Below are 25,789 nucleotides of genomic sequence, written 5' to 3'. Positions count from 1 at the left end.
ATCCCGTAATTCCCCCGGGTCACAGGAATGCCCTGCCGGGGGCCGGGTACGCGAGCAGAACCCGCCCTGGGGCGATCTTGCCCCGGGGAGACCGTACGACCGCCGCTACCTGGGGATCTTCCATGGACACACCTGCCAACGACCACACCGCCACACCGGCCCGGCAGGCGCTGGACGCGCTGGCCGTGAACACCGACGACACCGCGGCACTGGACACGCTCGCCGGCAGCGAGGTGCTCGTGCCCGTACCCGACGACGCGAACCAGGAGGACGCCGCCGACCCGTCGGCCGTCGCGCTGCCCGTACTGGAGCAGCCGGGCGGCGACCCGGTGGTGCCCGTCTTCACGTCGGAGGGGGAGCTGGCCGACCTGCTGCCCTTCGTCTCGCGCTACCGCCTGGTGCCGCTGGGCGCGCTCGCCTCGCAGTGGCCCGCCGACGATCTGTCGCTGACCATCGACGCGGGTTCCGAGCACCCGCTGACGCTCACCTCGGAGGGCGTGCGCACGCTGCTGGCCCGGCCGTAGCGCGTGCCGGGTGGGCCCGGCCACCGATCACGGAGGGGGAGCAGCCGGGCCCGGACAGGCGCGGATCTCTCCCGCCCCCGCACCCGGGGCGCGCGCGGCCCGAAGGACGAACGGCGCCGACCCCGTCCCTTCCGCGGTGCCACGCCGGCCCCGCGTGACGATACGGCCGGGTGGGCGACCCGTCACTCCGCGTTGCGCGGCGGCTGTCCACCGAACGCGGCCGATCGCAGCGGTCAGGCGGTGCGCAGCGTCTGCGAAGGGGATTCCCCGAAGCGCTCGCGGTAGCGCCGCGCGAACCGGCCGAGATGGGCGAAGCCCCACTGGTGGGCGACGTCCGCGACGGTCGTCGTCCCCGGCACCGAGGCGCGCAACTGCCCGCGCACGCGCTGCAGCCGCACCTCGGTGACGTACGCCATCGGCGGCATCCCGACATGCTTGCGGAACGCCTCCTGCAGGGTGCGCACACTGACCCGGGCGATCTCCGCGAGCCGGGCCGCGTCGTACGGTTCGGCCGGCATCTCCTGGACGGCGTCCATGACCCGCTTCACCGCGGCGGGCCGCATCGGGGGCGGCGGGGCGTCGAGTTCGCCGCGATAGGAGTGCTCGGCGGCCAGTAACACGCCCTCCAGCAAGGCCTGTTCGAGCCGTCCCCGGATGAGGGGCCGACGCAGCAGCCCGTGCGAGACGTCGCGTTCCAGCAGGCTCCACAACGCCAGCCGCGCCCAACTGCGGCCCGGCCCGCCGGAGACGTCGAAGCTCGGCTCGAACGTGGGCGGCCGGCGCAGCGGCCTGCCCAGCTGCACCTCCAGTTCGCGGTGCAGGGCACTCTTGTCGATCTTCACGGTGATGCTGTGGCAGTCGCCCGACCACGCGTCGATCCGGATGCCGTGCCCGGGGTCGAAGAACAGCGCGTGCCGCGAGGTGCCGGACACGGTCCGGCCGAGCCCCTGCCGCACGCTGAAGCCGCCCGCCAGGGGGACGGCCACGTGGTAGACGCCCGGTTCGCCGAAGCTCATCCGCATCTCGGTGCCGAAGCGGATCTCGCCGACGGTCAGGGCACCGAGGTCCAGCACGCTCAGCCGCGTCGAGAACTCCGCCTCGGAGCCGGTCACTTCGAGACACAGGTCGTAGTAGTGGGCCGCGACCGCCGCGTGGGTCTCCTCCACGGAGCGCGTCAGATAGGTGCTGAAAAGGGTGTCGCCGTCCTCGTCCACGCCCAAGGCGCTGTCTCCCCCGTCTCCCGCTCGGCTTCCTCGCTCAGCATGGCACCGTCCGGCCCCCGAATGGAGGCAGACGTTCCGCGCGGTCCCCGCCTCGCTGCCGCGACGCTGATCGCCGGACGCCGACCGGGGCCACAATGACCGCATGACATGGATCTCCGGCGTGGCCGGCGGGCTGCTGCTGGCGGCCATGGCCTTCAGCGTGCTGCGCACCCTGGTGGTTCCCCGCGGCCTGTACTCCACGCTGGTGTACCGGCTGTGGTGGACGCTGCGCCGGCTGCTTCGGCTCGCGGCCCCGCGCGGCGACTACGGCGCCATCGACCGCGCGCAGACCTGGCTCGCCCCGCTGATCCTGATCGGCATGCTCGCCACCTGGCTGGGCGGGGCGCTGGCCGGCTTCGGACTGATGCTGCACGCCCTGTCCGGGCTGTCCTGGGGCAGCTCCTTCCGGGAGGCGGGCTCCAGTCTGCTCACCCTCGGCTTCGCCAGCGGCGCCCGGCTGCGGCTGTCCGCGCTGGACTTCGTGGCGGCGGCCACCGGCCCCGTCCTCATCGCCCTGCAGATCGCCTACCTGCCCACGCTGTACGCCGCCTACAACCGCCGTGAACTGGAGGTGACCCTCCTGCAGTCACGGGCCGGCGAACCGGCCTGGGGGCCGGAGATCCTGGCCCGGCAGTACCTCGTCGACACGGAGACCGCGCTGCCCGAGCTGTACCGGGCCTGGGAGCGGCTGGCCTCCGACATCGGCGAGAGCCACTCCACCTATCCCGTCCTGCTGGCGTTCCGTTCGCCCCGGCCCTACCGGCACTGGCTGGTCGGCCTCGTGGCCGTGATGGACGCGGCGGCCATGCAACTGGCGCTGACCCCGCGCAGCGCTCCGCCCGAGGCGCGCCTCGTGCTGCGGGCGGGGTTCACCGCCCTGCGCGACGTCGCCCGTGCCCTGCGCATCCCCTTCGACCCCGATCCCGACCCCGGCGCCCCGATCCAGCTCGACCCCGTCGAGTTCGAGGCCGCGGTCGCCATGCTGGAGGCGGCGGGCTTCCGCGTCGAACGCGCCACGGAGGAGGCCTGGCCGCACTTCCACGGCTGGCGGGTCAACTACGAGGCGATCGCCTACCGGCTGTGCCGCCGCTGCGATGCCGTCCCGGCCCTGTGGACCGGCCCGCGCGACTTCACCTCGACGCCCATCCCCCCGCGCAGACCGGCCGACCGCAGACCGGGCGAGGGCCCCTCGGACCGGCCACCGGCGGCGGGGCCCACAGCCTGAGGCCGACCGCCTTCGTCAGAAACCGGGACACGGCAGGGTGGCCCGGAGGGCGCGGGTCGCCTCCGACTCCGCCGGGGGTCCGCGGGCACAGGGCGACACGTGTGCCGGGCCGCCGGCGCCCGGAGCGTGCCCGGTCGGGCGGGGCGGAGGGTGACCGCGACAGCCGGGAGGGCGACGTCGCCACCGTTCGCGCCGGCGGGGTCGCCGCCCATTCCGTGCGGTGCCTGCCGGCGCAGGGGCCGTAGGCATGCCGGGCCGCGGCGGGTCACTGGGCGACCGCGGTCACCAGGCAGGCGATGCCGAGCAGGAGGACGGACACGAGGAGCAGAGCCGTCACCGCTCACACCCGTGCGACGGCCGCGGACAACGGGAAGGCGACGCCCGTCAGTTCCTCTGAGACGTCCCACAGGCGGCGGGCGGTGACCGGGTCGCTGGCCGCCGCGGAACGGCCGACCAGGGCCGGGGCGCCGCGCATCTCGCCGAGGCCGTCCGGCCCGACGTAGCTCGCGCCGGGCAGGTCCTGGACGGCGGCGTACAGGGTGGGCAGGGCGCCCGCCCTGTTGTCCTGGGCGACGAAGCGGTTGCCGACCCGCATCACGACGCGGCGCAGCACGCTGCCGTCATGGCTCTGCAGGTTGGTCGCGGCCCATCCCGGGTGCGCGGCGAGCGCCCGCACGGGCGAGCCCGCCGCCTCGAGCCGGCGCTGCAGCTCCAGGGTGAACAGCAGGTTGGCCAGCTTGGACTGGCTGTAGGCCTTGATCGGGGCGTACTCACCGGTGAGGTTCAGGTTGTCGAAGTGGATGCGCGGGCTGCCCGGCATCCGGTGTGCGCCGGACGACACGGTCACCACCCGGTCGGTGAGGTGCGGCAGCAGCAGGTTGGTCAGGGCGAAGTGGCCCAGGTGATTGGTGCCGAACTGCGTCTCGAAGCCGTCCTTCGTGGCCGACTCCGGGATGTTCATGACCCCGGCGTTGTTGACGAGCAGGTCCAGGTCGCCCTGCCACCGCGCCGCGAACTCCCGCACGGAGGCGAGGTCGGCGAGGTCGAGGCGGCGTACCTCCACGCTGCCGTTCACCCGTGCCGCGGCGGCGGTGCCCCGTGCGGGGTCCCGCACGGCGAGCACCACATGCGCGCCCGCGCCGGCCAGCGCCTCCACGGTGGCGATGCCCAGCCCGCTGTTGGCGCCGGTGACGACGGCGGTACGGCCCGTCTGGTCGGGGATGTCGTTGACGTTCCACTTGCTGGATCGAGTAGCCATGGGCGCAAATGTAGGCGCCGCCAACAATGCTGTCAATGACAACAATGGTGACGGCGACAACAATGTAGGCGCCACAAACATGACCGTTACACTGAGGCCCATGCACTCCCGGACTCGCCGCTACCACCACGGAGACCTGCGCGCCGCCCTGCTGGCGCGAGCCGAGCAGACCCTCCGCGAGAGGGGGCCGGCCGACCTGTCCCTGCGCGAACTCGCCCGCGATCTCGGCGTCAGCCACGCCGCGCCGAGCCGCCACTTCAAGGACAAGCAGACGCTGCTGGACGCGCTGGCGCAGACCGGCTTCGAGCGGCTGCGGGACGTCCTGGAGGCGTCACAGGAAGGGCTCGGCGCATCCTTCGCCGAACGCTTCGACGCGATGGTCCGCGCCTACGTCGGGTTCGCCCTGGAGAACGCCGCGCTGCTGGAGCTGATGTACTCGCTCAAGCACGCCCCGGAGGCGTCGGAGGGCCTGTTGGTGGCCACGCAGCGCTGGTCGGAGCTGCTGGAGCGGCTGATCGAGGAGGGGCAGCGCAGCGGAGAGGTGCGCAAGGGGTCGCTGGAGCGGGTCGGAGGGCCCGTCTTCGCGGTGCTGCACGGTTACGCCGACCTCGCGGCGACCGGGCACCTGCCCCCGGAGATGGCCGAGACGGGACTCGACGACGTCATCGCCTTCGTGCTGCGGGGCTGCGCGCCGGACTGATCAGCCCAGCGTGCGTCCCAGGGCGGCGCGCTGCAGCGGGAGCACCTCGGCGTGCAGGTCGCGGCCCTTGCGGGTCAGGGCGACATACACGCCCCGCCGGTCCTCGGCGCAGACGGAACGCTCGACCAGGCCGTCCTTCTCCAGCCGGCCGATGAGCCGGGACAGCGCGCTCTGGCTGAGATGGACCCGTCCCACCAGGTTCTGCACCCGGCACTGGGTGCCCTCCTCGGGCGCCTCGGACGCGAGGATGTCGAGGACCTCGAAATCGCTCGCGCCCAGGCCGTGCGGGTGCAGCGCCCGGTCGATCTCGCACATCGTGCGCGCGTGCGCGGACAGGATGTCCCGCCACTTCGCCTCGAGCCGGGTGTCTGCCGTCTTCACCGCCATACCCGCACGGTAACACCGAATCGGCCAATTGTTGAGTGTGCAACTAGTGCGGGCGCATGCGCTTCGGGGCCGTCAGGCGGCCGGGTCCTGGAGCAGGCCGATCAGGTTGCCGTCCGCGTCCTTGAGGGAGGCGATCAGCCTGCCGTTGCCGACGTCGCGCACGTCCTCCAGCACCTCGGCACCCGCCTCCACCAGCGCGGCGAGCCGTTCCCGGATGTCGGAGACGTGCCAGTACGGCACCGGCCCCGTCCAGCCCTGCGCGTGGCCGTTGGGGTTGAGGCCGACGTCCTGCCCGCCGTCCTTGAAGCCGACGTAGTACGGCTCGTCCGCGTAGGGCTCCGTCTGCAGCAGGGCGCCGAACACCGCCTTCGCCCTGGCGAGGTCCTTGACGGGGTAGATGATCGTGTTGAGGCCGGCGGTCATGGGATGCTCCTCGGCTCGGTGGTGGAACCGACGGTTTTCGTCGGTGATGTCACGCTAGAGCGGGGGAGCGGGGCATGGCTTCTCCGATCCTGACCGGCTGCGATTCGGCCATCCGCCACCGGGAGGTCTCCTGGATGGCCGCGCGGGCCGACATGCCGGGCGCACCGGCGGCAGGGGTGCGAGAGCCTTCTCGCCGGTCCGGGCGGCGAAGGCGGCCGCCGCGGACAGGCACGCCCGCACCAACCGGAACCGCCGGCGTCGGCGGCGCCGTTTCGCAGCGGCGGACGCCCGGTCCCGACGCTACGTCGAGTCCCGCTTGACCAGCTCCGTCGGGAGGATCACCGCCGCCGCGTCCTCGCCGCCGATCTGCGCGAGCAGCACCCGCACCATCTCGGCGCTGATGCGGTCGTAGGGCTGCCGGACGGTGGTGAGGGCGGGGGTGGCCTCCACCGCCGCGACGGAGTCGTCGAAGCCGCCCACGGCCACGTCCTCGGGGACCCGGCGCCCCGCGCGGGCCAGCGCGGTCAGCGCGCCCTGCGCCATCAGGTCGGAGGCGACGAACACCGCGTCCATGTCGGGGGCCTGCGCCAGCAGCCGTTCGGCGCCCGCCTCACCGCTGGCCCGGCTGTAGTCGCCGGAGACGATGAGCCGGTCGTCGATGTCGATGCCCGCCTCCCCGAGCACCTCCTTGTAGCCGGCGAGGCGGTCGACACCGCCCGGCAGGTCCAGCGGGCCGGTCACCATGCCGATGCGGCGACGGCCCAGGGACAGCAGATGGCGCACCATGTCCCGGGCGCCGTCCCGGTCGTCGGCCGCGACGTAACTGACTTTGGAGCCGGGCCCCATGGGCTTGCCGCACTGCACGAGGGGCACCCCCGCCTTGCGCAGCTCCTCCGCGACCGGGTCGCCGGAGTGGCTGGAGACCAGCAGCACCCCGTCGACATGGCCTGCGGTGATGTAGCGCGTGATGCGCCGCCGTTCGTCCTTGGTGCCCGCCAGCATCAGCAGCAGCGGCATGTCGTGCGCCGCCAGCGCCTGCGTGCAGCCGCTGAGCAGGACGTTGAAGTTCGGGTCCTCGAAGAACCGCTCCTGAGGCTCCGTCAGCAGGAAGCCGACGGAGTCGGAACGGCCGGTGATCAGTGAGCGGGCGTGCCGGTTGACGACGTAGCCCGTCTTGCGGATCGCCGCGTTGACCGCCTCCGCCGCGGCCGGGCTGACGTAGTGCCCGCCGTTGAGCACCCGCGAGACGGTGCCCCGTGAGACACCGGCCTCGCGCGCCACGTCGTGGATCGTCGGCGGTCTGCGTCGGCCCCCCGTGTTGCTCATGGTCATGACTTTACGGCCCCGGAGAGCAGATCGAGGCTCCAGAAGCGCTGGATGACCAGGAAGAGCGCGATGAGCGGGAGTACCGCGAGGAACGCGCCCGTGATCACCAGCGTGTAGAGCGCGGGCTGGTTGGAGCCCTGCTCCAGCAGTGTGTACAGACCCAGTGTGATCGGGAACTTCTCGTCGTCGCTGAGCATGATGTACGGCAGCAGGAAGTTGTTCCACACGGCCACGAACTGGAACAGGAACACCGTCACCAGGCCCGGCACCATCATCGGCAGCGCGACCCGGGTGAAGATCCGCCACTCGCCGGCGCCGTCCATCCGTCCGGCCTCCACCACGTCCGTGGGGACGGCGGCGGAGGCGTAGATCCGCGCGAGGTAGACGCCGTAGGGGGAGAGGATCTGCGGCAGCAGCACCGACAGGTAGGAGTCGGTGAGGTCCGCCTTGGCCAGCAGCAGGTACTGCGGGACCGCGAGGATGATCGGCGGCATGAGGACGCCCGCGAGCAGGATGTTGAAGAGCGCCTCGCGGCCGCGGAAGCGGTAGATCGCCAGCGCGTAGCCGCTGAGCGCCGACACGCACGTCGACAGCAGGGCGCCCAGCCCGGCGTACAGGGCGGAGTTGCCCATCCACGTCCAGTACACGCCGTCGCGGTAGGCGTCGAGCTGCCGGATGTTGTCGGCGAAGCCGGTGCCGGGCAGGAAGGTGAAGGTGGAGAACAGCTCGCTGCCCGACTTCGTGGACGCGATGATCACCCACGCCACCGGCAGCAGCGTGTAGACCGCGCCCAGCACCAGGGTGAGCGTGGGGACCAGGGCGATACGGCGGCGCAGGGGCGGCCGGCTCCGGGTGGCGCCGGTCGTGCCCGCGGCCGGCGGGGCCTCCCGGACGGCGAGGGAAGTCATCGCGTGGCCTCCTGCTTCTGGCGGCGGTTCGCGGCCCGCAGGAAGCCGAAGGACATCACCAGCGTCACGACGGCGATGATCACGGCCTCGGCGGCGGCCTGGTAGATGTCGCCCTTGCGGAACGCGTCCTGGTAGACGGTCATCAGCGGACTCCAGGTCAGGGGCAGGGAGTTGGTGAGCGGCTTGAGGGTCGTCGGCTCGTTGAACACCTGGAGCGTGGCGATGATCGAGAAGAAGAAGGTCAGCACCAGCGACGGCGCCACCATCGGGATCTTGATCCGCAGCGCGGTCTGCAGCGGGGTGGCCCCGTCCAGCCGCGCCGCCTCGTACACCTCGGCCGGGATCGAGCGCAGCGAGGTGTAGATGACGATCATGTTGAAGCCGGTGCCGCCCCACACCGCGATGTTCGACATGGCGAGGTAGAGCGGACCGCCGTCGAGGAGGTCCGGCTGCGGCAGGTGGAGCTTTTCGAGCACGTAGTAGAAGGGGCTGACGTCCGGCAGGTACAGGAAGCCCCACATCAGGGCCGCGACGACACCGGGGACGGCGTACGGCAGGAAGATCGCGAGCCGGGTGAAGGGCGCGAGGCGCACCCTCTCGGAGTCGAGCATCAGCGCGAAGAGCAGCGCGAGGCCCAGCATCACCGGGACGACGATGCAGCCGTAGCCCAGCACGCGCAGTGCCCCGTGTGTCAGCTCGCTGTCGGTCAGGGCGTCGGTGTAGTTCTCCAGCCCCGCCCAGACCTCTTTACGGGCCCCCGACCCCAGGCCCAGCCCGGAGACGTGCACCTTGCGGAAGCTGAGATAGACGGCATAGCCGATGGGCAGCGCGAAGAACAGGGCGAAGAGGATCGTCGCCGGAACGAGGAAGAAGTAGGGGGCGCTCCGCGCTCGTTGGAGGGTGGTGGCTGGAGACGGGTGGGCGTACGGGGCCCCCTTGCCCCCGTACGGCCTCCGGCGGGCGGCGCTGGTCACTGAGAGACCCCGAAGCCCTGCTTCTTCAGGTCGGCGACCGTGGCGTCCTGCATCGTGGCCAGGGCGGCGACGAAGTCCGACTTGTTCTTGGCGGCGGCGCCGAAGGCGTCGTTGAAGGTGGTGTAGGCGACGTTCACGTTCGGACCCCAGGCCGAGGGCGCGGTGGTCTTCGCGATCTCGGCGGCCTTGGTGTAGAAGTCCGGCTGGTTGGCGAAGTACGCCGGGGGAGTGGCGAAGGCGCCGCTGGTCTGGGCGTTGGTGGCGGCCGGGTAGATGCCGCTCTCCTTGGCCAGCGCCTGCAGCGCGGAGCCGTCGGTGTTCAGCCAGGCGGCGAACTCGGCGGCGGCCTCCTTGTGGGCGGAGTCCGTGGTGACGGCCGTGGAGGAGCCGCCCCAGCTGCCGGTGACGTCCTGGCCGGTGGACCACTGGGGGAGTGGGGCCATGGCCCACTTGCCCTTGGTGTCGGGCGCGGCCGTGGTCAGTGTGCCGGGCGCCCAGACGGCGGAGACCCAGGCGAGCTGCTTGCCGGTGTTGAGCGCCTTGTTCCAGGCCGGGGTGTACATCGGCTGGTTGTCGACGGCGCCCTCCTTGACCAGATCGCCCCAGAACTTCGCGACCTTCTGCGTCGCCGCGTCGTCGATGGCGACCTTCCACTTGTCGCCGGAGGTCGTCCACCACTTGGCGCCGGCCTGCTGGGCGAGGCCCGCGAACAGCCCCGAGTCGTTGGCGGAGAAGGTCGTCAGGTCCCTGTCCGGGGCCTTCTTCTTCAGCTGCCGGGCGACCTGCGCGAACTCGTCCCAGGTCGTCGGCACCTTCAGGCCGTACTTCTTGAACAGGTCGGCGCGGTAGTAGAACATCATCGGCCCGATGTCCTGCGGGATCGCGTACACCGCGTCCGTGCCCAGCGTGGTCTGCTGCCAGACGCCGGCGGCGAACCTGCCCTTGGCGTCGCCGACCTCCTTCGCTATGTCGGCCAGCGCGTCATTGCTGACCAGCGTCGGAAGCGCCTGGTACTCGGCCTGCACCAGGTCGGGCGCCTTCTTCGCCTTGTGGGCGGTGAGGATCTTGGTGACCAGCGAGTCGCCGGACGCCTGCTTCTTCACGGTGACCGTGATCTTGTCCTTCTTGCCGGGGCCCTTGTTCCACAGGTCCACGACCTTGTCCATGCCGGGCGTCCAGGTCCAGTACGTCAGCGACACCGGACCGGACTCGGCCTTGCTGTCGCCGTCGGACGAACCGCAGGCGGCGAGTGCGGAGGCGCCGAGGGCGACGGCGAGGGCGGACGCTGCACTTCTGACGACGAGACGGCGGCGCTGCGCGTTGGGCATGGATCTCTCCCCTGACCTGGGTCCCCGCCTGCTGCGGGAACGTGCCATGCGAATGACATGAGCGGGGCCCCCGCCCAGCGCGAGGACCTGTGATGCTGCTCTGTGAGCGTTCACAGTAGAGAAACATCCCGGACACTTGTCAATGGTTGTTGCTGTGCGGTTATGTTGGGCTCGCACCGCCAAAGATGTGTGTGCACGTTCCCAAATGATCGACCAATTCGGGAGAGATCCATGCCGGAGAACAGCCCCAGCGGCCTCACCAGGCTCGCCTTCGGTGGGGACTACAACCCCGAGCAGTGGCCGGAGAGCGTGTGGCAGGAGGACGTCGGGCTGATGCGTGAGGCCGGCGTCAGCATGGTGAGCGTCGGGATCTTCTCCTGGGCACTGCTGGAACCCTCACCCGGCGAATACGACTTCGGCTGGCTGGACCGGGTCCTGGACCTGCTGCACGCGGGCGGCATCCGCGTCGACCTGGGCACCCCCACCGTCTGCCCGCCCGCGTGGTTCTACCGGGCCCATCCCGAGGCGCTGCCGGTCAGCCGCGAGGGCGTGCGCTTCGCGTTCGGCTCCCGCGCCGCCATCTGCCACAGCAACACCGACTACCGAGCGGCCGCCGCCGCCATCACCACCCGGCTCGCCGAGCGCTACGGCGACCACCTGGCCGTGGCGATGTGGCACGTGCACAACGAGTACGGCGTCCCGGTCTCGGCCTGCTACTGCGACTCCTGCGCCGCCCACTTCCGGCGCTGGCTCCAGGCCGCGTACGGCAGCGTCGAAGCCGTCAACGAGGCGTGGGGCACGGCCTTCTGGGGCCAGCGCTACTCCGGGTTCGAGGAGATCGGACCGCCGAGTGCCACGCCGACGGCCGTCAACCCGGCCCAGGCGCTGGACTACAAGCGCTTCGCCGACGCCACCATGCGCGAGAACTTCGTGATGGAGCGGGACATCCTGCACCGCCTCTCGCCGGGCGTGCCGGTCACCACGAACTTCATGACCGCCCTCAGCCAGTGCGACTCCGTCGACTACTGGGCCTGGGGCCGCGAGGTCGACATCGTCACCAACGACCACTACCTGATCACCGACGGCCGGCGCACCCACGTCAACCTCGCCATGGCCGCCGACCTCACCCGCTCCGTGGCCGGCGGCGCCCCCTGGCTGCTGCTCGAACACTCCACCTCGGGCGTCAACTGGCAGCCCCGCAACCCCGCCAAGGCGCCGGGCCAGATGGCCCGCAACTCGCTGGCGCACGTGGCACGCGGCTCCGACGGCGCGATGTTCTTCCAGTGGCGCCAGTCCCGGCGCGGCGCCGAGAAGTTCCACTCGGCGATGGTCCCGCACGGCGGCACCGACACGCGCGTGTGGCGCGAGGTCGTCGAACTCGGCGCGGCCCTCGACTCGCTGGGCACGGTCCGCGGCACCCGCACCGAGGCCGACGTGGCCGTCCTGTGGGACTGGCACTCCTGGTGGGCGCAGACCCTCGAATGGCGCCCCACCGAGGACCACGACGCGCGCGAACGTGCCGACGCCTTCTACGAGGCCCTCTACGACCGCCACCTCACCGTCGACTTCGCCCACCCGGAAGCCGACTTGTCGAGATATCCCCTTGTCGTCGTGCCCGCCCTGTACCTGATGACGGAGGCGGCCGGGAACAACCTGCGGGAGTACGTCGAGAACGGCGGCACCGTCGTGGTGTCGTACTTCTCCGGCATCGTCGACGAGCACGACGGGGTCCACGAGGGCGCCTGCCCCGGCGCGCTCCGGGACGTGCTCGGTCTGACCGTCGAGGAGTTCTCGCCGCTGCTGCCCGGGCAGTCGGTGCGCGTGACGGGTCCGGACGGCTCCGAACTCGCCGGGGACGTCTGGACGGAGTTCGTCGTGCCGCACGGCGCGGAGACCGTGTGGACGTACGCCGACGGCCTGACCGCGGGCCACCCGGCCGTCACCCGCCACCGCCTCGGCACGGGCACGGCCTGGTACGTCTCCACCCGCCTCACCCCCGAGGGGCTGGACGCCCTGCTCGGCTGGGCCGTCGAGGACGCCGGTGTCGCGGCGCGGGCCGACCTGCCCCGCGACGTCGAGGTGGTACGCCGCACCGGCGACTCGGGCAGCTACCTCTTCTCGATCAACCACACCGCCACGGACGCCAAGGTGCCGCTGGAGGCGCACGGCACCGAGCTGCTCACCGGCGAACGCGCCGCGGGCCGTCTGGAAGTGCCCGCGGGAGCCGTGCGGGTCGTACGACTCGACGGCTGAGCCGACTCCCTCCGCCCGTGTGTGCCACGAGAGCCGCGGGCGGAGGGGATCCCCATCCCCATTCGTCGAAGGGACGACGGACGACGATGTTCCATCCCAGACGCACCCTCAGGGCCCTGCTGCTGCCGCTCGTGGCCGGGCTCGCCCTCATCGCCCTGCCCGCCACCGCGGCGCATGCGGCGAGCACACTCGCCAACGGCGGCTTCGAGACCGACGGCGCGGGCGTGGCCACCCCCGCGGGCTGGTCCGAGTACGGCGACACCGGCGCCTCGTACACCGAGTCCGGTGGCCACAGCGGCGGCTACCGGCTGTCCCACTACTCTGCGTCCGCCTACAAGGTGGAGACGTACCAGTACCTGTCGGGCCTGACCAACGGCAGCTACACGCTCACCGCCTGGGTGCGTTCCAGCGGCGGGCAGAACGCCGCGTACCTGGCCCTGAAGAACTGCGGCGGTCCCGCACAGCGCACCGAACTGCCGGTGTCCACCAGCGGCTGGGTCCGCGTCGTCGCGTCGGTCAAGGTGACCGACAACCAGTGCACCATCAGCGTCAACAGTGACGCGAACGCCGGTAACTGGATCAACATTGACGACCTGACCTTCGCATCCGGATCGACCGGACTGTCGATCAAGGGCGCCGACATATCCTCCCTCGCCAAGAGCGAGGCCCTCGGCGGCGTCTACCGGACGAGCTCCGGCACCACCGGGGACGCGGTCACCCTCCTCAGGAACGCCGGCATGAACTACGCCCGCCTGAAGGTCTGGGTCGACCCGGCCGACGGCTACAACGACAAGGCCCGCGTGCTGGCCATGGCCAAGCGCGTCAAGGCGGCCGGCATGAAGCTTCTGGTCGACTTCCACTACTCGGACACCTGGGCCGACCCGGGCAAGCAGACCAAGCCGGCCGCCTGGTCCGGTCACACCTACGGTCAGCTCAAGACGGACGTGTACCACCACACGTACGACGTGCTGAACGCGCTGAAGGCGCAGGGCACCACCGCCGACATGGTGCAGGTCGGCAACGAGATCAACGGCGGCATGCTGTGGAGCGAGGGCTCCACCGACAACTGGTCGCAGCTCGCCGGCCTGCTCAACTCCGGCTACAGCGCCGTCAAGGCGGTCTCCTCCGCCACCAAGGTCGCGCTGCACCTGGCGAACGCCGGCGACGACTCCACCGTGCGCTGGTGGTTCGACAACGCCAGGACGTACGGCGTGAACTACGACGTGATCGGCCTGTCCTACTACGGGTACTGGCACGGCTCGCTCGCCGCCGCCCAGACCACCCTGGACGACGTCGTCTCCCGCTACGGCAAGCCGGTGTACGTCGCCGAGACGGCCTACCCGTTCACCCTCGCCCAGGACGACTCGCTGGAGAACCAGATCGACACCACCGGTGAGCTGGTCACCGGCTACCCGGCCACCCAGGCGGGCCAGCTGGCGTGGATGAACGCCGTCGCGAACATCGTGGAGGCCGTCCCCGGCAACAAGGGTCTCGGCCTCTTCTACTGGGAGGCCACCTGGACCGCGGTCACCGGCAACGGCTGGGACCCGGCCGACCCCGCCTCCGGCAACGGCTGGGAGAACCAGGCCCTGTTCGACTACAACGACAGGGCCACCTCGGCCATGAGCTGGTTCAGCCACCGCTGAACCTGGTGGAGGGGGCCCGGTCGCAGGGGAGCGGCCGGGCCCTCGCCCGCATTGCCGGGGCCGGGGCCAACGGCCCACTCCGCACGGGGCCGTTCGGTCCCGGACAAAGGCCACGGAGTCCCGGACACGGCGGCGCACGCTGCGGGACAGTGGGAGGACGCGGTACGCGGTGGCCCGCCAGGTGAGGGGGACGAGATGCTGAGGACTCCCGGCGGCACGCTGCGTCAGGACATCCTGGAGTGGCTCAAGGACCCTGCGGCGCACTTCCCCCCGCAGCCGCACGGCGACCCGGCCGAGAACGGTGTCACCGCGGACGCCGTCGCGGCGAAACTGGGTGTGCCCGTCGCCGTCGCCCTGACCCACCTCGACCTGCTCGCGGACCTGGGCCTGCTGCGCACCCACGGCAGCCGGCAGCACACCCGCTACCGGCGCGACGAGATACGCATCGCCGAGGTGGCCCGCATGTTCGAGAAGGGCTGGTAGACGCGGAGGGAGAGTGGAAGCCGGACAGGTCCGCCTAGATTGTGCCCCGCGACGACGGCACCGTCGACGGCCCCTGGTCCGTGCCGCTCTCGTCCTCGGGCGGCTCCTCCGTGTACCCGAACCGCTCGCACAGCAGCCGCCCGACCAGCGCGCCGCCGAACACCACGAACCCCACGCCGACCAGCCAGGACTCCACCACCACGATGGTGCCCATGGGCCCGTAGCTGACCGCGTTGGTGATCAGCAGCGGCGTGAACACCAGATACGAGAACCAGCGCAGGCCCACCAGACCGGCCATCGTGGCGACGGCCCCCGGCAGCAGATGGCGCCAGCGCACCTCACCGGCGAGCAGGAAATGGGCGCTCCACCAGAAGAACAGAAGCCCGACCACCAGGCTGAGCGGAATGCGGGGCGTCCCGGCCAGCACATTGCGGGTCTGCACCTGCGTGTACACGTACATCATCAGCACCACCAGCCACACCAGTTGGCGGTACAGCCGGTGCCAGGGGCCGGCCGACGGCTTCCAGATCCGCGCGTAGCCGTTCTGCACACTGGACGCGAAGGACAGACCGAACAGCGCGAGCAGCGCCACGCTCCACGCACTGGTGGTGCTGATGACCTTGCGCGGCGGAGTGAAGACGTGCGACAGCGCCTGGGCGGACCGGCCCGACAGGTCCATGCCGTCCACCAGCCACAGCGCGAACCCGCCGTGCCCGAGCGGATCCGCCGCCGCGACGACGATCAGCAGCGGCGCCAGCGTCACCAGGGCGAGCGTGGCGAAGCCCATGGCCCGGTGCAGCAACTCCAGTTCCGCGCCGCGCCGATGGAGTTCGGAGAACCCGAACCGGTGCCACCACGCGGAGGACCGTGACATGGAACCACCCCTTCTTGGTTACCGGGACACCGCTGTGCGCATGGTCCGGTGAAGACACTGGTGGCGATGGACTGAGTGGGCAGAAAAGCCACGAGGTAAACCTGATCGAGTGACGCGGTACCCGTCGGACGCCCGTACGCATGCCAGCATGAACCGTCCCGACCTCGACGAAGGGGTTCTCATGGACCGTCCCGCCGCACTTGTCCCGCTGAAGTACGTCGCCATCGGCGGCCGCGGCCCCGAGGACGTCGTGGCCGACGCCCACGGCCGTGTGCTGACCGGCGTGGAGGACGGCCGCATCCTGCGCGTCGACGGCCTCACCGGCGAGGCACCCATACGCGTCGAGGTGCTCGCCGAGACCGGCGGCCGGCCCCTCGGCCTCGAACTGCTGCCGGACGACGCCCTGCTGGTGTGCGACGCCGAACTCGGCCTGCTCCGCGTCGACCTGCGCGAGGGCATCGTCCGCATCCTCGCCGACTCGGTGGCGGGGGAGCGGCTGCGGTTCTGCAGCAACGTCGTGTCGCTGTCCGACGGCAGCGTCTGCTTCACCGTCTCCAGCCGCCGGTACCCACTCGACGAGTGGATCGGCGACATCGTCGAACACACCGGCACCGGCCGGCTGCTGCGCCTGGCCCCCGGCAGCGAGCATCCCGAAGTGCTGCTGGACGGCCTGCAGTTCGCCAACGGACTGGCGCTGAGCTCCGACGAATCGTTCCTGGTCGTCGCCGAGACCGGCGCCCGCCGGCTCACCCGCTACTGGCTGAGCGGACCGAAGGCCGGGCAGGACGAGCCCTTCGTCGAGAACCTCCCCGGCATGCCCGACAACATCTGGCGCGGCACACCCGACGGACCGGTCTGGCTCTCCCTGGCCGGCCCCCGCATCCCGCCGCTGGACCTGCTGCACCGCGCCGCCCCCGCCGTCCGCGCCGCGGCCGCCCGCGTCGCGGTCCGCGCCCCCTACCGCCCCACGGGCACCGTCGGTGTCCTCGCGGTCGACGACCGGGGCACGATCGTCCACCACCTCACCCACCACCGCTCCGGCTTCCGCTTCGCCACCAGCGTCTGCGAGGCCGGCGGCCGCCTCGTCCTGGGCAGCCTGTGGGAGCGCGGCATCGCGGTGTGCGAGCGACCGGACCCGAAATGACCTCCGCGCGGCCCGGACGCTACGCTGTAGCCCGGCCGCGACCTCCTTCGCGGCGCGGCGGTGGGGCCCGCCGTACCCGAACCGCGGCACCGGTGCCGCCAACGGTCCCTACTTGCGAAGGAGCGGCGCCCGCGCACCCGGGCCCCGGCGAGTAGGAGACGTACGACCATGACCGCACCGGAAGCCGAGAGCCTGCGCGCCCCGGCCCGCACCCGGCGAGCACCGGCCTGGCGCACCCAGGCACCGGTCCTCGCGGTGGTCGCGCTGGGCGGCGCCCTCGGCGCGAGCGCCCGCTACGGGCTCGCCCTGGCGTGGCCCACCCCACCGGGTCACTTCCCGTGGGCGACCTTCTGGACCAACGTCATCGGCTGCGCCGTGATCGGCGTGTTCATGGTCGTCATCACCGACGTCTGGGCCGCCCACCGGCTCGTGCGTCCCTTCTTCGGCACCGGCGTCCTGGGCGGCTTCACGACCTTCTCCACCTACGCCGTCGACATCCAGCGGCTCGTCGACGCTGGCCACCCGGCCCCCGGGCTGGCCTATCTCGCCGCGACCCTGATCGCGGCCCTCACCGCGGTGTGGCTCGCGGTCACCGCCGCCCGCCGCGTCCTGAAGTGGAGGCAGCCATGACGAGACTGACCGGCAGCGCCCTGCGCGTGACCGTCTTCATCGGCGAGAACGACACCTGGCACCACAAACCGCTGTACTCCGAGATCGTCCACCGCGCGCACGCGGCCGGCCTCGCCGGGGCCAGCGTCTTCCGCGGCATCGAGGGTTTCGGGGCCTCCTCGCTGATCCACACCTCGCGGCTGCTGTCGCTGAGCGAGGACCTGCCGGTGGCGATCGTCGTCGTCGACACCGAGGAGCGCGTCCGCGCCTTCCTTCCGCAGCTCGACGAGCTCGTCGAGGAAGGGCTCGTGATCCTCGACGACTGCGAGGTCATCCGGTACGTCGGCCGCGAGAGGGCCGCCGGTGCGTCGGGCAGGAAGGGTAAGAAGTCGTCGTGAACTGGCTGTTGGTCGTCGCGGGCGCCATGGTCGGCGCACCGCTGCGCTACCTCACCGACCGTGCGGTGCAGTCCCGCCACGACTCGGTCTTCCCCTGGGGCACCTTCGCCGTCAACGTCGCCGGCTGCCTGGTCCTTGGACTGCTGACCGGGGCCGTGGCCGAGGGCGCCGCCGGATCCCAGGCCCAGCTGCTCCTCGGGACCGGCCTGTGCGGAGCGCTGACGACTTACTCCACCTTCTCCTACGAGACCCTGCGGCTGACCGAGACCGGGGCGGGGCTCTACGCTGCCGCCAACGTCGTCGGAAGCGTGACGGCGGGCCTCGGCGCCGCCTTCGCCGGGGTGTGGCTCGCCCAGGCGCTGTGGGGGTAGGCGCAAGGCCCCCGCTCGCCCGTAGTAAGACTGTCTACAGCACTGTCGACCAACTCCTCCAGAACTGGATCCCATGAGCGTCATCAACGTCGGTCAAGCCGCCGTCCTCGGAGTCGTGGAAGGACTGACCGAGTTCCTCCCCGTCTCCTCCACCGGGCATCTGAAGATCACCGAGGGGCTCATGGGAATCCCCGTCGACAACGACGCGGTGGTCGGTTTCTCGGCCGTCATCCAGGTCGGCGCGATCGCCGCGGTCTTCCTGTACTTCTTCAAGGACATCGTGCGGATCTGCACCGCCTGGGGCAGGGGACTGGCGAACAAGGAGGAGCGCTACCACCACGACTACAAGTTCGCCTGGTGGGTGATCTACGCCACGATCCCGATCGTCGTCGTGGGCCTTGCCGCCAAGCCGCTCATCGAGGGTCCGCTGGCGTCCCTGTGGGTGGTGGCCGCCTCGCTGATCGTCGGCAGCGGTGTGATGTGGGCCGCGGACCAGATGGGCCGGCACAAGCGCGGTGAGGACGACACCACGTTCAAGGACGCGATGCTGGTCGGCAGCTCGCAGATCCTCGCCCTGCTCTTCCCCGGTTTCTCCCGCTCCGGCGCCACCATGTCCACGGCGCTGGTCCTCGACCTCGACCGGGTCGCGGCGACCCGGCTGTCCTTCTTCCTCGGCCTGCCGGCCCTGACCGGCGCCGGTATCTACGAGCTCAAGGACGCGCTGGGCGCGGGCGTGGGTGCCGCCCCGCTCCTGGTCGGCACGGCCATCTCGTTCGTCGTCGCCTACGGCTCGATCGCCTGGCTGCTGAAGTACGTCGCCAAGCACTCCTTCAACGCCTTCGTGGTCTACCGGATCATCATTGGCGTGCTGTTGCTGGGCCTGCTCGGCACGGGCGCGATCAGCAGCTGACCCGTCCGGTCACCGACGCGGGGTGTGCGATCCGTTTTCAGGTCGCGCGCCCCGCGAATCTTTTCATTCAGCTCCCTTGACAGTCCCCGTACGTCACCCGCAGGATCACTCCCGTGAACCTGTCAGACAGTAAGACAGCCAGTCAGGGTCCGCGGCGCATCAGCGCCATGGAAGCGGTCCTGGCCCATCTGCGCGCCGCCATCGAGAACGGCGAGTACGCGGTGGGGGACAAGCTCCCCTCCGAGGCCGAGCTGTGCCGCACCCTCGAGGTCAGCCGGCCCGTCCTGCGCGAGGCCCTCAGGGCCCTGCAGACCATGGGCCTGACCGTCTCCAAGACGGGCAAGGGCACCTTCGTCGTCGCCAGCGCCGTGGAGGACCCCACCTTCGGCGACTACGCGGCCAGCGACCTGCTGGAAGTGCGCCGCCACGTGGAGATCCCGGTGGCGGGCTACGCGGCCCGGCGCCGCACCCCCGAGGACCTCGACCACCTCACGCACCTGCTGGAGCGCATGGAGCGGGAGACCGACACCACCTCCTGGGTCGCCCTCGACACGCTGTTCCACCTCGCCGTCGCCCAGGCCGCCCAGAATCCGGTCTTCCGCCGGGTCATCGAGGAGATCCGCGACGCACTGGCGCGTCAGTCGGCCTTCCTCAACGAACTGGGCGGACGCCGCGAGCAGTCCAACCGCGAGCACCGGGCGATCGTCGAGGCGCTGATGGACGGTTCCGAACTCGACGCGACGGACGCCATGGCGCACCACCTCGACCGCGTCGAGACCACCCTCACCGACATCGTGCGCCCCTCGCGCGCGCAAACCCCCACGGAAGGCGGACCCGAGGCGTGAGCGAGCACCTCAAAGAAGAGACGCGCACACCGGCCGCACATGTCGACGCCGGCGACGCGGGCTACAGCAAGTCCCTGAAGTCCCGGCACGTCAACATGATCGCCATCGGCGGCGCCATCGGCACCGGTCTCTTCCTCGGCGCGGGCGGCCGTCTCGCCGACGCCGGACCCTCCCTGTTCATCGCGTACGCGGTCTGCGGCGTCTTCGCCTTCCTGGTCGTGCGCGCCCTCGGCGAACTCGTCCTGTACCGCCCCTCCTCCGGCGCCTTCGTGTCGTACGCCCGCGAGTTCCTGGGCGAGAAGGGCGCGTACACCGCAGGCTGGATGTACTTCCTGAACTGGGCGACCACCGGCATCGCCGACATCACCGCCGTGGCCACCTACACGCACTACTGGGGCATGTTCTCCGACGTCCCCCAATGGCTGATCGCCTTGATCGCCCTCGCCGTCGTCCTGACCGTCAACCTGATCTCGGTCAAGATCTTCGGTGAGCTCGAGTTCTGGTTTGCGATCGTCAAGGTCAGCGCGCTGGTGGTCTTCATGTGCATCGGCATCTTCCTTCTGGTCACCCAGCACCCCGTCGACGGTGCGCACCCCGGACCGTCCCTGATCACCGACAACGGCGGCGTCTTCCCCAACGGAATGCTGCCCATGCTGCTGATCATCCAGGGCGTCGTCTTCGCCTACGCCTCCGTCGAACTGGTCGGCGTCGCCGCCGGCGAGACCGAGAACCCCGAGAAGATCATGCCGAAGGCGATCAACTCGATCATGTGGCGCGTCGGCCTGTTCTACGTCGGCTCGGTGCTCCTGCTGTCGATGCTGCTGCCCTGGAACAAGTACACGGCCGGCGAGAGCCCCTTCGTCACCGTGCTGTCCAACATCGGCATCCCGGCGGCCGGCGGCGTGATGAACCTCGTCGTCCTCACCGCGGCGATGTCCTCGCTCAACTCCGGCCTGTACTCCACCGGCCGCATCCTGCGCTCCATGGCGATGTCCGGCTCCGCGCCGAAGTTCACCCGCGTGATGAGCCGCAGCCAGGTCCCGTACGGCGGCATCCTGCTCACCAGCGGTATCTGTGTCCTGGGCGTCGGACTGAACTTCGTGGTCCCGGCGGACGCCTTCGAGATCGTCCTGAACTTCGCGGCGCTCGGCATCCTCTCCACCTGGGGCATGATCATGCTCTGTCACCTCCTCTTCTGGCAGAAGACCCAGAGGGGCGAGCTGACCCGCCCCGGCTACCGGCTGCCGGGCTCCCCCTGGACCGAGATCGTGACGCTGGCCTTCCTCGCCTCCGTCCTGGTCCTCATGTACGCCGACGGAGGCGCCGGCCGCACCACCGTGCTCTGCCTGCCCCTGATCGTCGGTGCCCTGGTCGGCGGGTGGTTCGCCATCCGCGGCCGTGTCGGACGCACCTCCACCGAGAACGCATCTACCGGAGCCGACGCGTGACCCACGCGCCGCTCCCTGACAAGAGGCAGTGATGTTCAGCAGTTCCGTCGCGGACGCACCCCTGATCCGCGAGCCCCTCCACGCCCCCGTCGCCCACCTGATACGCGGCGGGGTCGTGGAGGGCATCCACTACGGTTCCGTCGTCGTCCTCGGCACCGAAGGGAAGGTCGACTTCCAGCTCGGTGACATCGAGGCCGCCTTCTACCCCCGCTCGGCCCTCAAGCCCGTCCAGGCCGTCGCCATGGTCCGGGCGGGCCTGCCGCTCGACGGTGAGCTGCTGTCGCTCACCGCCGCCAGCCATTCCGGCGAGGAGCGGCACCTCGCCGGGACCCGGCGCATCCTCGAACTCGCCGGTCTGACCGAGGACCACCTGCGCAACGTCCCGGACCTGCCCTTCGACCCCGTCGTCCGGGACACCTGGGTGCGAGAGGGCCGGCCGCCGTCCCGGCTCGCCCAGAACTGCTCGGGCAAGCACGCGGCGATGCTGTACACGTGCGTGCTCAACGACTGGCCCCTGGAGGGGTATCTCGACCCCGCGCACCCGCTGCAGCAGGCGATCGCCGAGATCGTCGAGGACCTCACCGGGCAGCGGATCGCGCGGGTCACGGTCGACGGGTGCGGGGCGCCGCTGTTCTCGGTGTCCCTGCACGGGCTCGCCCGGGCCGCCGCGCGCGTCACCACGGCGGCTCCCGGCACGCCGGAGGCGCGCGTCGCCGACGCGATGCGCGCGCACGCCGAGATGGCCTCCGGCTCGGGGCGGGACGTCGCCGCGCTGATGCGAGCCGTGCCGGGGCTGCTCGCCAAGGACGGTTTCGAGGGCGTGCAGGTCGCCGCGCTGCCGGACGGGCGGGCCGTGGCCGTGAAGATCGCCGACGGGGCGAACCGGGCGCGGATTCCCGTGGCCGCGGCCGCGCTGGCGCGGGCCGGCGTCGACCCGGCGTCGCTCGCCGAGTTCCGCGGCGAGACGCTTCTCGGTGGCGGGCAGCCGGTCGGGTGTGTGCGGCCCGCTCGGTCGCTGGACCCCGTTGTCGTTCAAGCGTGCGCCTAGCGGGGCGGAGCCTGTTCGTCCATGGGCGGCTGCGGGCCGGGTGTGGCCGGCCGCGCAGTTCCCCGCGCCCCTTTCGGGGCGCTCCACTTCCCGTACCTCAGAAAGAGGACCTTCTCCCTCATGACCAGCGTCGTCACCCGTAGCGAGCATGATCTGCTCGGCGACCGTGATGTTCCCGCCGATGCCTACTGGGGGGTGCACACCCTCCGGGCCACCGAGAACTTTCCGATCACCGGCACGCCCATCTCCTCCTATCCGCACCTGATCGACGCCCTCGCCGCGGTCAAGGAGGCGGCCGCCCTCGCCAACGAGGAGCTCGGGCTGCTGGCGCCGGAGAAGGCCGCGGCGATCGTCGAGGCATGCCGGGAGATCCGGGACGGCAAGCTGCACGACCAGTTCGTCGTCGACGTCATCCAGGGCGGTGCCGGGACCTCGACCAACATGAACGCCAACGAGGTCGTCGCCAACCGGGCGCTGGAGCTGCTCGGGCACGAGAAGGGGCAGTACGGATTCCTGCACCCCAACGAGGACGTCAACCTCGGCCAGTCCACCAATGACGTCTACCCGACCGCCGTCAAGATCGCGACGGTCTTCGCGGTACGTGGACTGCTCAAGGCGATGTCCGTACTGCAGGACTCCTTCGCCCGCAAGGCCGTCGAGTTCCGTGACGTGCTCAAGATGGGCCGTACACAGTTGCAGGACGCGGTGCCGATGACGCTCGGTCAAGAGTTCTCGGCGTATGCCGTCATGATTGACGAGGACCGCAACCGTCTTGACGAGGCCGTCCAGTTGATCCATGAGATCAACCTGGGGGCCACGGCCATCGGCACCGGACTCAACGCTCCGGCCGGATACGCGGAGGCGGCCCGCCGTCACCTCGCCGCCCTCACCGGGCTGCCCCTGGTCACGGCCGCCAACCTGGTCGAGGCCACCCAGGACTGCGGGGCGTTCGTCCAGATGTCCGGGGTGCTCAAGCGGATCGCCGTCAAGCTGTCCAAGAGCTGCAACGACCTGCGGCTGCTGTCCTCCGGGCCGCGTGCGGGCCTGGGCGAGATCAACCTGCCGCCGGTGCAGGCCGGTTCGAGCATCATGCCCGGCAAGGTCAACCCGGTGATCCCCGAGGTCGTCAACCAGGTCGCCTTCGAGGTGATCGGCAACGACGTCGCCATCACCATGGCCGCCGAGGCCGGGCAGTTGCAGCTGAACGCCTTCGAGCCGATCATCCTGCACTCCCTCTCGGAGAGCATCACCCATTTGGAGCGCGCCTGCCTCACGCTGGCCGCGCGGTGCGTGGACGGCATCACCGCCAACACCGAAGCGCTGCGTGCGAGCGTCGAGAACTCCATCGGCCTGGTGACCGCCCTCAACCCGCACATCGGCTACACGGCCGCCACCGATATCGCCAAGGAGGCTCTCGTCACCGGCCGCGGTGTGGCCGAACTCGTCCTGGAGAAGGGCCTGCTGCCCGCCGAGACGCTCGCCGGCCTGCTGCGGCCCGAGGTCCTCGCGGGCAACGGCGCACGGTTGGTCTGAGCCGCGACGAGGCGTGACGAGGCACCGGGACCGGCACGGAGGCACAATGGTGATCATGAACGCGACGTCGTCCCACTCCTTCCAGCCGGTCCTGGAGCGCATCGCCGAGGAGATGGAGCGCACCCCCGGCCGCGGGCGGCCCGCCGACTACATCCCGGCGCTCGCCGCCCGCGACCCGCGCAGCTTCGGCATGGCCGTGGCGGAGTTGGACGGCACGGTGTACGGCGTGGGGGACTGGCGGGAGCCGTTCTCCACGCAGTCCATCACCAAGGTCTTCACCCTCGCCCTCGACCTGGCCCGCGAGGGCGACGAACTGTGGGAGCACGTGGGCCGCGAACCCTCCGGCAACCCCTTCAACTCCCTGGTCCAGCTGGAGTACGAGAACGGCATCCCGCGGAATCCCTTCATCAACGCCGGCGCGCTGGTCGTCACCGACCGTCTGCACACCCGTACCGGCGACGCGGCGGGCGAGCTGCTGGCGTTCCTGCGCGCCGAGAGCGGCGACACGACGCTCGACTTCGACAAGGACGTCGCCGCCTCCGAGGCCGGGCACGGCGACCGGAACGCGGCCCTGGCCCACTTCATGGCGTCCTACCGCAACATCGACAACGCCGTTCCGGTCCTGCTCGACCAGTACTTCCGCCAGTGCTCCGTCACGGCCTCCTGCGCCGACCTCGCCCTGGCCACCGGCTTCCTGGCCCGGCACGGCATCCGCGCCGACGGCACCCGGCTGCTCACCCGCAGCCAGGCCAAGCAGGTCAACGCGGTGATGCTGACCTGCGGGACGTACGACGCGGCCGGCGAGTTCGCCTACCGGGTCGGGCTGCCCGGCAAGAGCGGGGTGGGCGGCGGCATCATCGCGGTCGTGCCGGGGCGCTGCACGTTGTGCGTGTGGAGCCCCGGGCTCGACGAGCGCGGCAACTCGGTGGCAGGAGTGGCGGCCCTGGACCGCTTCACCACTCTGACGGGCCTGTCGGTGTTCTGAGCCGGAGCCGCGCTCAGTCCAGGAACTCCGTCAGCAGCGGTGCCAGCAGCGAGGTCCGTCGCATCAGGGTCACATGCGTGGTGGCGGGCAGGACGGCGAGCTGCGCCGCCGGGATCAGCGCCTGCATCTGCGCCGCGTGCTCCAGCCGTACGAAGTCGTTGTCGCCGATGATCAGCAGGGTGGGTGCGCTCAGCGCGCGCAGGTCGTCGGCGGTCCAGGGCAGCGGGGCGTGGGCCGCGGCCGTGACCTTGGCGAGGAAGTCCTGGAAGTGCTCGGGGTGCGGGGCGACGGCGGCGTACGCCTCGGCCATCTCCTGGAAGTCGGCCCGGGTCGGCAGGCGCGGAGAGCCGAAGTCCGGTGTGCGGACGTCGTCGTGGTAGCCGTCCTGGTGGTAGTGGGTGGCGGCGAGCACCAGGCGCCCGACGCGTTCGGGGTGCCGTACCGCGATCTCCAGAGCGGTCAGTCCGCCGAGGCTGAAGCCGAGGAAGTCGGCCTGCCCGATGCCGAGTCCGTCGAGCAGCGCCAGGACGTCCGAGGCGAGGTTCGCCACCGTCATCTCGCGCGGGGTGTCGGCCGTGCGGCCGTGTCCCTGCAGTTCGGGCGCGACGATCAGCCGGCCGTCGGCCAGCGCGGGCAGCACGGCCGCGAAGGACAGCTGCACGGTGTGGACCCCGCCGTGCAGCAGCACCAGCGGGCGCCTGGCCCCGTCGTCCGAGCCGTGCAGCTCGTAGTACATCCGAAGACCGTCGACCTCTGCGTGGGCGGAGCTGTCCGGCATGGTCATCACGTCCGTTCGATGGTGGGTCGTATGCCGTGCAGACATCGCGGGCCGGTGGAAGTCATCGCCGCCGCCACGAGATCACACGCCGGTCACATCCAGGTCCCCGACGCGAGGGCGGCGCGTCAATCTCCCGCCATCCGGTCTTG

At 70.9% G+C, this 25,789-nt stretch carries 26 protein-coding genes; 16 read left to right on the top strand and 10 right to left on the bottom strand.

The window, feature by feature from the left end:
* The first annotated feature begins 122 nt into the window (after window positions 1-122).
* Complete coding sequence (locus tag LN251_RS32960; RefSeq protein ID WP_058927056.1) at window positions 123-524, top strand: SseB family protein; 402 nt, start codon at window positions 123-125, stop codon at window positions 522-524.
* A gap of 233 nt (window positions 525-757) precedes the next feature.
* Here the strand turns inward: LN251_RS32960 and LN251_RS32955 are convergent, their stop codons facing one another.
* The gene (locus tag LN251_RS32955) at window positions 758-1,738 is read right to left on the bottom strand and encodes an AraC family transcriptional regulator (RefSeq protein WP_458248217.1); all 981 of its coding nucleotides are present in this window, start codon (window positions 1,736-1,738) and stop codon (window positions 758-760) included.
* 151 nt (window positions 1,739-1,889) lie between these two features.
* Between LN251_RS32955 and LN251_RS32950 the strand changes: the two genes are divergently transcribed.
* Window positions 1,890-3,011 carry a hypothetical protein gene (locus LN251_RS32950; protein WP_458247811.1) on the top strand — a complete coding sequence of 374 codons (1,122 nt, stop codon included), beginning with the start codon at window positions 1,890-1,892 and terminating at the stop codon, window positions 3,009-3,011.
* A gap of 340 nt (window positions 3,012-3,351) precedes the next feature.
* On the opposite strand, the gene LN251_RS32945 is transcribed toward LN251_RS32950, so the two are convergent.
* Window positions 3,352-4,269, bottom strand: coding sequence for an oxidoreductase (locus LN251_RS32945; protein WP_458247810.1), 918 nt, complete (start codon window positions 4,267-4,269; stop codon window positions 3,352-3,354).
* 100 nt (window positions 4,270-4,369) lie between these two features.
* Here LN251_RS32945 and LN251_RS32940 point away from each other — a divergent pair, with 100 nt between their 5' ends.
* Window positions 4,370-4,969, top strand: coding sequence for a TetR/AcrR family transcriptional regulator (locus LN251_RS32940; RefSeq protein WP_458247809.1), 600 nt, complete (start codon window positions 4,370-4,372; stop codon window positions 4,967-4,969).
* Here LN251_RS32940 and LN251_RS32935 read toward each other — a convergent pair whose 3' ends face one another.
* The 6 genes from LN251_RS32935 to LN251_RS32910 form a co-directional block, all read right to left on the bottom strand.
* Window positions 4,970-5,356: a MarR family winged helix-turn-helix transcriptional regulator gene (locus LN251_RS32935; RefSeq protein ID WP_458247808.1), complete on the bottom strand. Its 387-nt coding sequence runs from the start codon at window positions 5,354-5,356 to the stop codon at window positions 4,970-4,972. It lies immediately after the preceding gene.
* 72 nt (window positions 5,357-5,428) lie between these two features.
* Window positions 5,429-5,779, bottom strand: coding sequence for a VOC family protein (locus LN251_RS32930; protein ID WP_458247807.1), 351 nt, complete (start codon window positions 5,777-5,779; stop codon window positions 5,429-5,431).
* Between the two features lie 300 nt (window positions 5,780-6,079).
* Window positions 6,080-7,111, bottom strand: coding sequence for a LacI family DNA-binding transcriptional regulator (locus LN251_RS32925; RefSeq protein ID WP_458247806.1), 1,032 nt, complete (start codon window positions 7,109-7,111; stop codon window positions 6,080-6,082).
* Window positions 7,108-8,013, bottom strand: coding sequence for a carbohydrate ABC transporter permease (locus LN251_RS32920; protein WP_458247805.1), 906 nt, complete (start codon window positions 8,011-8,013; stop codon window positions 7,108-7,110). The genes LN251_RS32925 and LN251_RS32920 overlap by 4 nt, the downstream gene beginning before the upstream one ends.
* Window positions 8,010-8,987, bottom strand: coding sequence for a carbohydrate ABC transporter permease (locus tag LN251_RS32915; protein ID WP_458247804.1), 978 nt, complete (start codon window positions 8,985-8,987; stop codon window positions 8,010-8,012). The genes LN251_RS32920 and LN251_RS32915 overlap by 4 nt, the downstream gene beginning before the upstream one ends.
* Complete coding sequence (locus LN251_RS32910) at window positions 8,984-10,315, bottom strand: extracellular solute-binding protein (RefSeq protein WP_458247803.1); 1,332 nt, start codon at window positions 10,313-10,315, stop codon at window positions 8,984-8,986. The genes LN251_RS32915 and LN251_RS32910 overlap by 4 nt, the downstream gene beginning before the upstream one ends.
* Before the next feature lie 231 nt (window positions 10,316-10,546).
* On the opposite strand from LN251_RS32910, the gene LN251_RS32905 reads away from it, so the two are divergent.
* From LN251_RS32905 to LN251_RS32895, 3 genes are all read left to right on the top strand, one after another.
* Window positions 10,547-12,568, top strand: coding sequence for a beta-galactosidase (locus LN251_RS32905; RefSeq protein WP_458247802.1), 2,022 nt, complete (start codon window positions 10,547-10,549; stop codon window positions 12,566-12,568).
* An 86-nt stretch (window positions 12,569-12,654) separates the two neighbouring features.
* Complete coding sequence (locus LN251_RS32900; RefSeq protein ID WP_458247801.1) at window positions 12,655-14,214, top strand: glycosyl hydrolase 53 family protein; 1,560 nt, start codon at window positions 12,655-12,657, stop codon at window positions 14,212-14,214.
* A gap of 195 nt (window positions 14,215-14,409) precedes the next feature.
* Complete coding sequence (locus LN251_RS32895; RefSeq protein ID WP_458247800.1) at window positions 14,410-14,697, top strand: ArsR family transcriptional regulator; 288 nt, start codon at window positions 14,410-14,412, stop codon at window positions 14,695-14,697.
* Between the two features lie 34 nt (window positions 14,698-14,731).
* Here LN251_RS32895 and LN251_RS32890 read toward each other — a convergent pair whose 3' ends face one another.
* Window positions 14,732-15,571, bottom strand: a complete 840-nt coding sequence (locus LN251_RS32890) for a ribonuclease BN (RefSeq protein ID WP_458247799.1) — start codon at window positions 15,569-15,571, stop codon at window positions 14,732-14,734.
* A gap of 181 nt (window positions 15,572-15,752) precedes the next feature.
* Here LN251_RS32890 and LN251_RS32885 point away from each other — a divergent pair, with 181 nt between their 5' ends.
* From LN251_RS32885 to LN251_RS32840, 10 genes are all read left to right on the top strand, one after another.
* Complete coding sequence (locus LN251_RS32885; RefSeq protein WP_458248216.1) at window positions 15,753-16,715, top strand: SMP-30/gluconolactonase/LRE family protein; 963 nt, start codon at window positions 15,753-15,755, stop codon at window positions 16,713-16,715.
* Window positions 16,716-16,883: 168 nt separating this feature from the next.
* Complete coding sequence (crcB, locus tag LN251_RS32880) at window positions 16,884-17,345, top strand: fluoride efflux transporter CrcB (RefSeq protein ID WP_458247798.1); 462 nt, start codon at window positions 16,884-16,886, stop codon at window positions 17,343-17,345.
* Window positions 17,342-17,722, top strand: coding sequence for a DUF190 domain-containing protein (locus LN251_RS32875; protein WP_458247797.1), 381 nt, complete (start codon window positions 17,342-17,344; stop codon window positions 17,720-17,722). Before crcB (LN251_RS32880) ends, LN251_RS32875 begins: the two co-directional genes overlap by 4 nt.
* The gene (gene crcB / locus LN251_RS32870) at window positions 17,719-18,093 is read left to right on the top strand and encodes a fluoride efflux transporter CrcB (RefSeq protein WP_458247796.1); all 375 of its coding nucleotides are present in this window, start codon (window positions 17,719-17,721) and stop codon (window positions 18,091-18,093) included. Before LN251_RS32875 ends, crcB (LN251_RS32870) begins: the two co-directional genes overlap by 4 nt.
* A gap of 73 nt (window positions 18,094-18,166) precedes the next feature.
* On the top strand, window positions 18,167-19,003 hold the full coding sequence (locus LN251_RS32865) for an undecaprenyl-diphosphate phosphatase (protein ID WP_362986260.1): 837 nt from the start codon (window positions 18,167-18,169) through the stop codon (window positions 19,001-19,003).
* 167 nt (window positions 19,004-19,170) lie between these two features.
* On the top strand, window positions 19,171-19,848 hold the full coding sequence (locus LN251_RS32860) for a FadR/GntR family transcriptional regulator (protein WP_458247795.1): 678 nt from the start codon (window positions 19,171-19,173) through the stop codon (window positions 19,846-19,848).
* Entirely contained in the window at window positions 19,845-21,296 is a 1,452-nt protein-coding gene (locus LN251_RS32855; RefSeq protein WP_458247794.1) for an amino acid permease, read from the top strand. Before LN251_RS32860 ends, LN251_RS32855 begins: the two co-directional genes overlap by 4 nt.
* A gap of 31 nt (window positions 21,297-21,327) precedes the next feature.
* Window positions 21,328-22,344: an asparaginase gene (locus LN251_RS32850; RefSeq protein ID WP_458247793.1), complete on the top strand. Its 1,017-nt coding sequence runs from the start codon at window positions 21,328-21,330 to the stop codon at window positions 22,342-22,344.
* 120 nt (window positions 22,345-22,464) lie between these two features.
* Window positions 22,465-23,877 carry an aspartate ammonia-lyase gene (aspA, locus tag LN251_RS32845; RefSeq protein WP_458247792.1) on the top strand — a complete coding sequence of 471 codons (1,413 nt, stop codon included), beginning with the start codon at window positions 22,465-22,467 and terminating at the stop codon, window positions 23,875-23,877.
* 46 nt (window positions 23,878-23,923) lie between these two features.
* Window positions 23,924-24,862 (top strand): glutaminase, encoded by a 939-nt coding sequence (locus LN251_RS32840; protein ID WP_458247791.1) that lies wholly within the window; start codon window positions 23,924-23,926, stop codon window positions 24,860-24,862.
* Window positions 24,863-24,875: 13 nt separating this feature from the next.
* On the opposite strand, the gene LN251_RS32835 is transcribed toward LN251_RS32840, so the two are convergent.
* Window positions 24,876-25,640: an alpha/beta fold hydrolase gene (locus tag LN251_RS32835; RefSeq protein WP_458247790.1), complete on the bottom strand. Its 765-nt coding sequence runs from the start codon at window positions 25,638-25,640 to the stop codon at window positions 24,876-24,878.
* Between the last annotated feature and the right edge of the window lie 149 nt (window positions 25,641-25,789).

This window comes from Streptomyces sp. MAI_2237, assembly GCF_054189285.1.
This window is presented reverse-complemented; position numbering and strand designations above follow the sequence as displayed.

Excerpts from the sequence above, each read along its gene's own strand:
- LN251_RS32960 (WP_058927056.1), top strand. The coding sequence starts at position 123 with ATGGACACACCTGCCAACGACCACACCGCCACACCGGCCCGGCAGGCG.
- LN251_RS32950 (WP_458247811.1), top strand. The coding sequence starts at position 1,890 with ATGACATGGATCTCCGGCGTGGCCGGCGGGCTGCTGCTGGCGGCCATG.
- LN251_RS32945 (WP_458247810.1), bottom strand. The coding sequence starts at position 4,269 with ATGGCTACTCGATCCAGCAAGTGGAACGTCAACGACATCCCCGACCAG.
- LN251_RS32940 (WP_458247809.1), top strand. The coding sequence starts at position 4,370 with ATGCACTCCCGGACTCGCCGCTACCACCACGGAGACCTGCGCGCCGCC.
- LN251_RS32935 (WP_458247808.1), bottom strand. The coding sequence starts at position 5,356 with ATGGCGGTGAAGACGGCAGACACCCGGCTCGAGGCGAAGTGGCGGGAC.
- LN251_RS32930 (WP_458247807.1), bottom strand. The coding sequence starts at position 5,779 with ATGACCGCCGGCCTCAACACGATCATCTACCCCGTCAAGGACCTCGCC.
- LN251_RS32925 (WP_458247806.1), bottom strand. The coding sequence starts at position 7,111 with ATGACCATGAGCAACACGGGGGGCCGACGCAGACCGCCGACGATCCAC.
- LN251_RS32920 (WP_458247805.1), bottom strand. The coding sequence starts at position 8,013 with ATGACTTCCCTCGCCGTCCGGGAGGCCCCGCCGGCCGCGGGCACGACC.
- LN251_RS32910 (WP_458247803.1), bottom strand. The coding sequence starts at position 10,315 with ATGCCCAACGCGCAGCGCCGCCGTCTCGTCGTCAGAAGTGCAGCGTCC.
- LN251_RS32905 (WP_458247802.1), top strand. The coding sequence starts at position 10,547 with ATGCCGGAGAACAGCCCCAGCGGCCTCACCAGGCTCGCCTTCGGTGGG.
- LN251_RS32900 (WP_458247801.1), top strand. The coding sequence starts at position 12,655 with ATGTTCCATCCCAGACGCACCCTCAGGGCCCTGCTGCTGCCGCTCGTG.
- LN251_RS32895 (WP_458247800.1), top strand. The coding sequence starts at position 14,410 with ATGCTGAGGACTCCCGGCGGCACGCTGCGTCAGGACATCCTGGAGTGG.
- LN251_RS32890 (WP_458247799.1), bottom strand. The coding sequence starts at position 15,571 with ATGTCACGGTCCTCCGCGTGGTGGCACCGGTTCGGGTTCTCCGAACTC.
- LN251_RS32885 (WP_458248216.1), top strand. The coding sequence starts at position 15,753 with ATGGACCGTCCCGCCGCACTTGTCCCGCTGAAGTACGTCGCCATCGGC.
- crcB (WP_458247798.1), top strand. The coding sequence starts at position 16,884 with ATGACCGCACCGGAAGCCGAGAGCCTGCGCGCCCCGGCCCGCACCCGG.
- LN251_RS32875 (WP_458247797.1), top strand. The coding sequence starts at position 17,342 with ATGACGAGACTGACCGGCAGCGCCCTGCGCGTGACCGTCTTCATCGGC.
- LN251_RS32865 (WP_362986260.1), top strand. The coding sequence starts at position 18,167 with ATGAGCGTCATCAACGTCGGTCAAGCCGCCGTCCTCGGAGTCGTGGAA.
- LN251_RS32860 (WP_458247795.1), top strand. The coding sequence starts at position 19,171 with ATGGAAGCGGTCCTGGCCCATCTGCGCGCCGCCATCGAGAACGGCGAG.
- LN251_RS32850 (WP_458247793.1), top strand. The coding sequence starts at position 21,328 with ATGTTCAGCAGTTCCGTCGCGGACGCACCCCTGATCCGCGAGCCCCTC.
- aspA (WP_458247792.1), top strand. The coding sequence starts at position 22,465 with ATGACCAGCGTCGTCACCCGTAGCGAGCATGATCTGCTCGGCGACCGT.
- LN251_RS32840 (WP_458247791.1), top strand. The coding sequence starts at position 23,924 with ATGGTGATCATGAACGCGACGTCGTCCCACTCCTTCCAGCCGGTCCTG.
- LN251_RS32835 (WP_458247790.1), bottom strand. The coding sequence starts at position 25,640 with ATGCCGGACAGCTCCGCCCACGCAGAGGTCGACGGTCTTCGGATGTAC.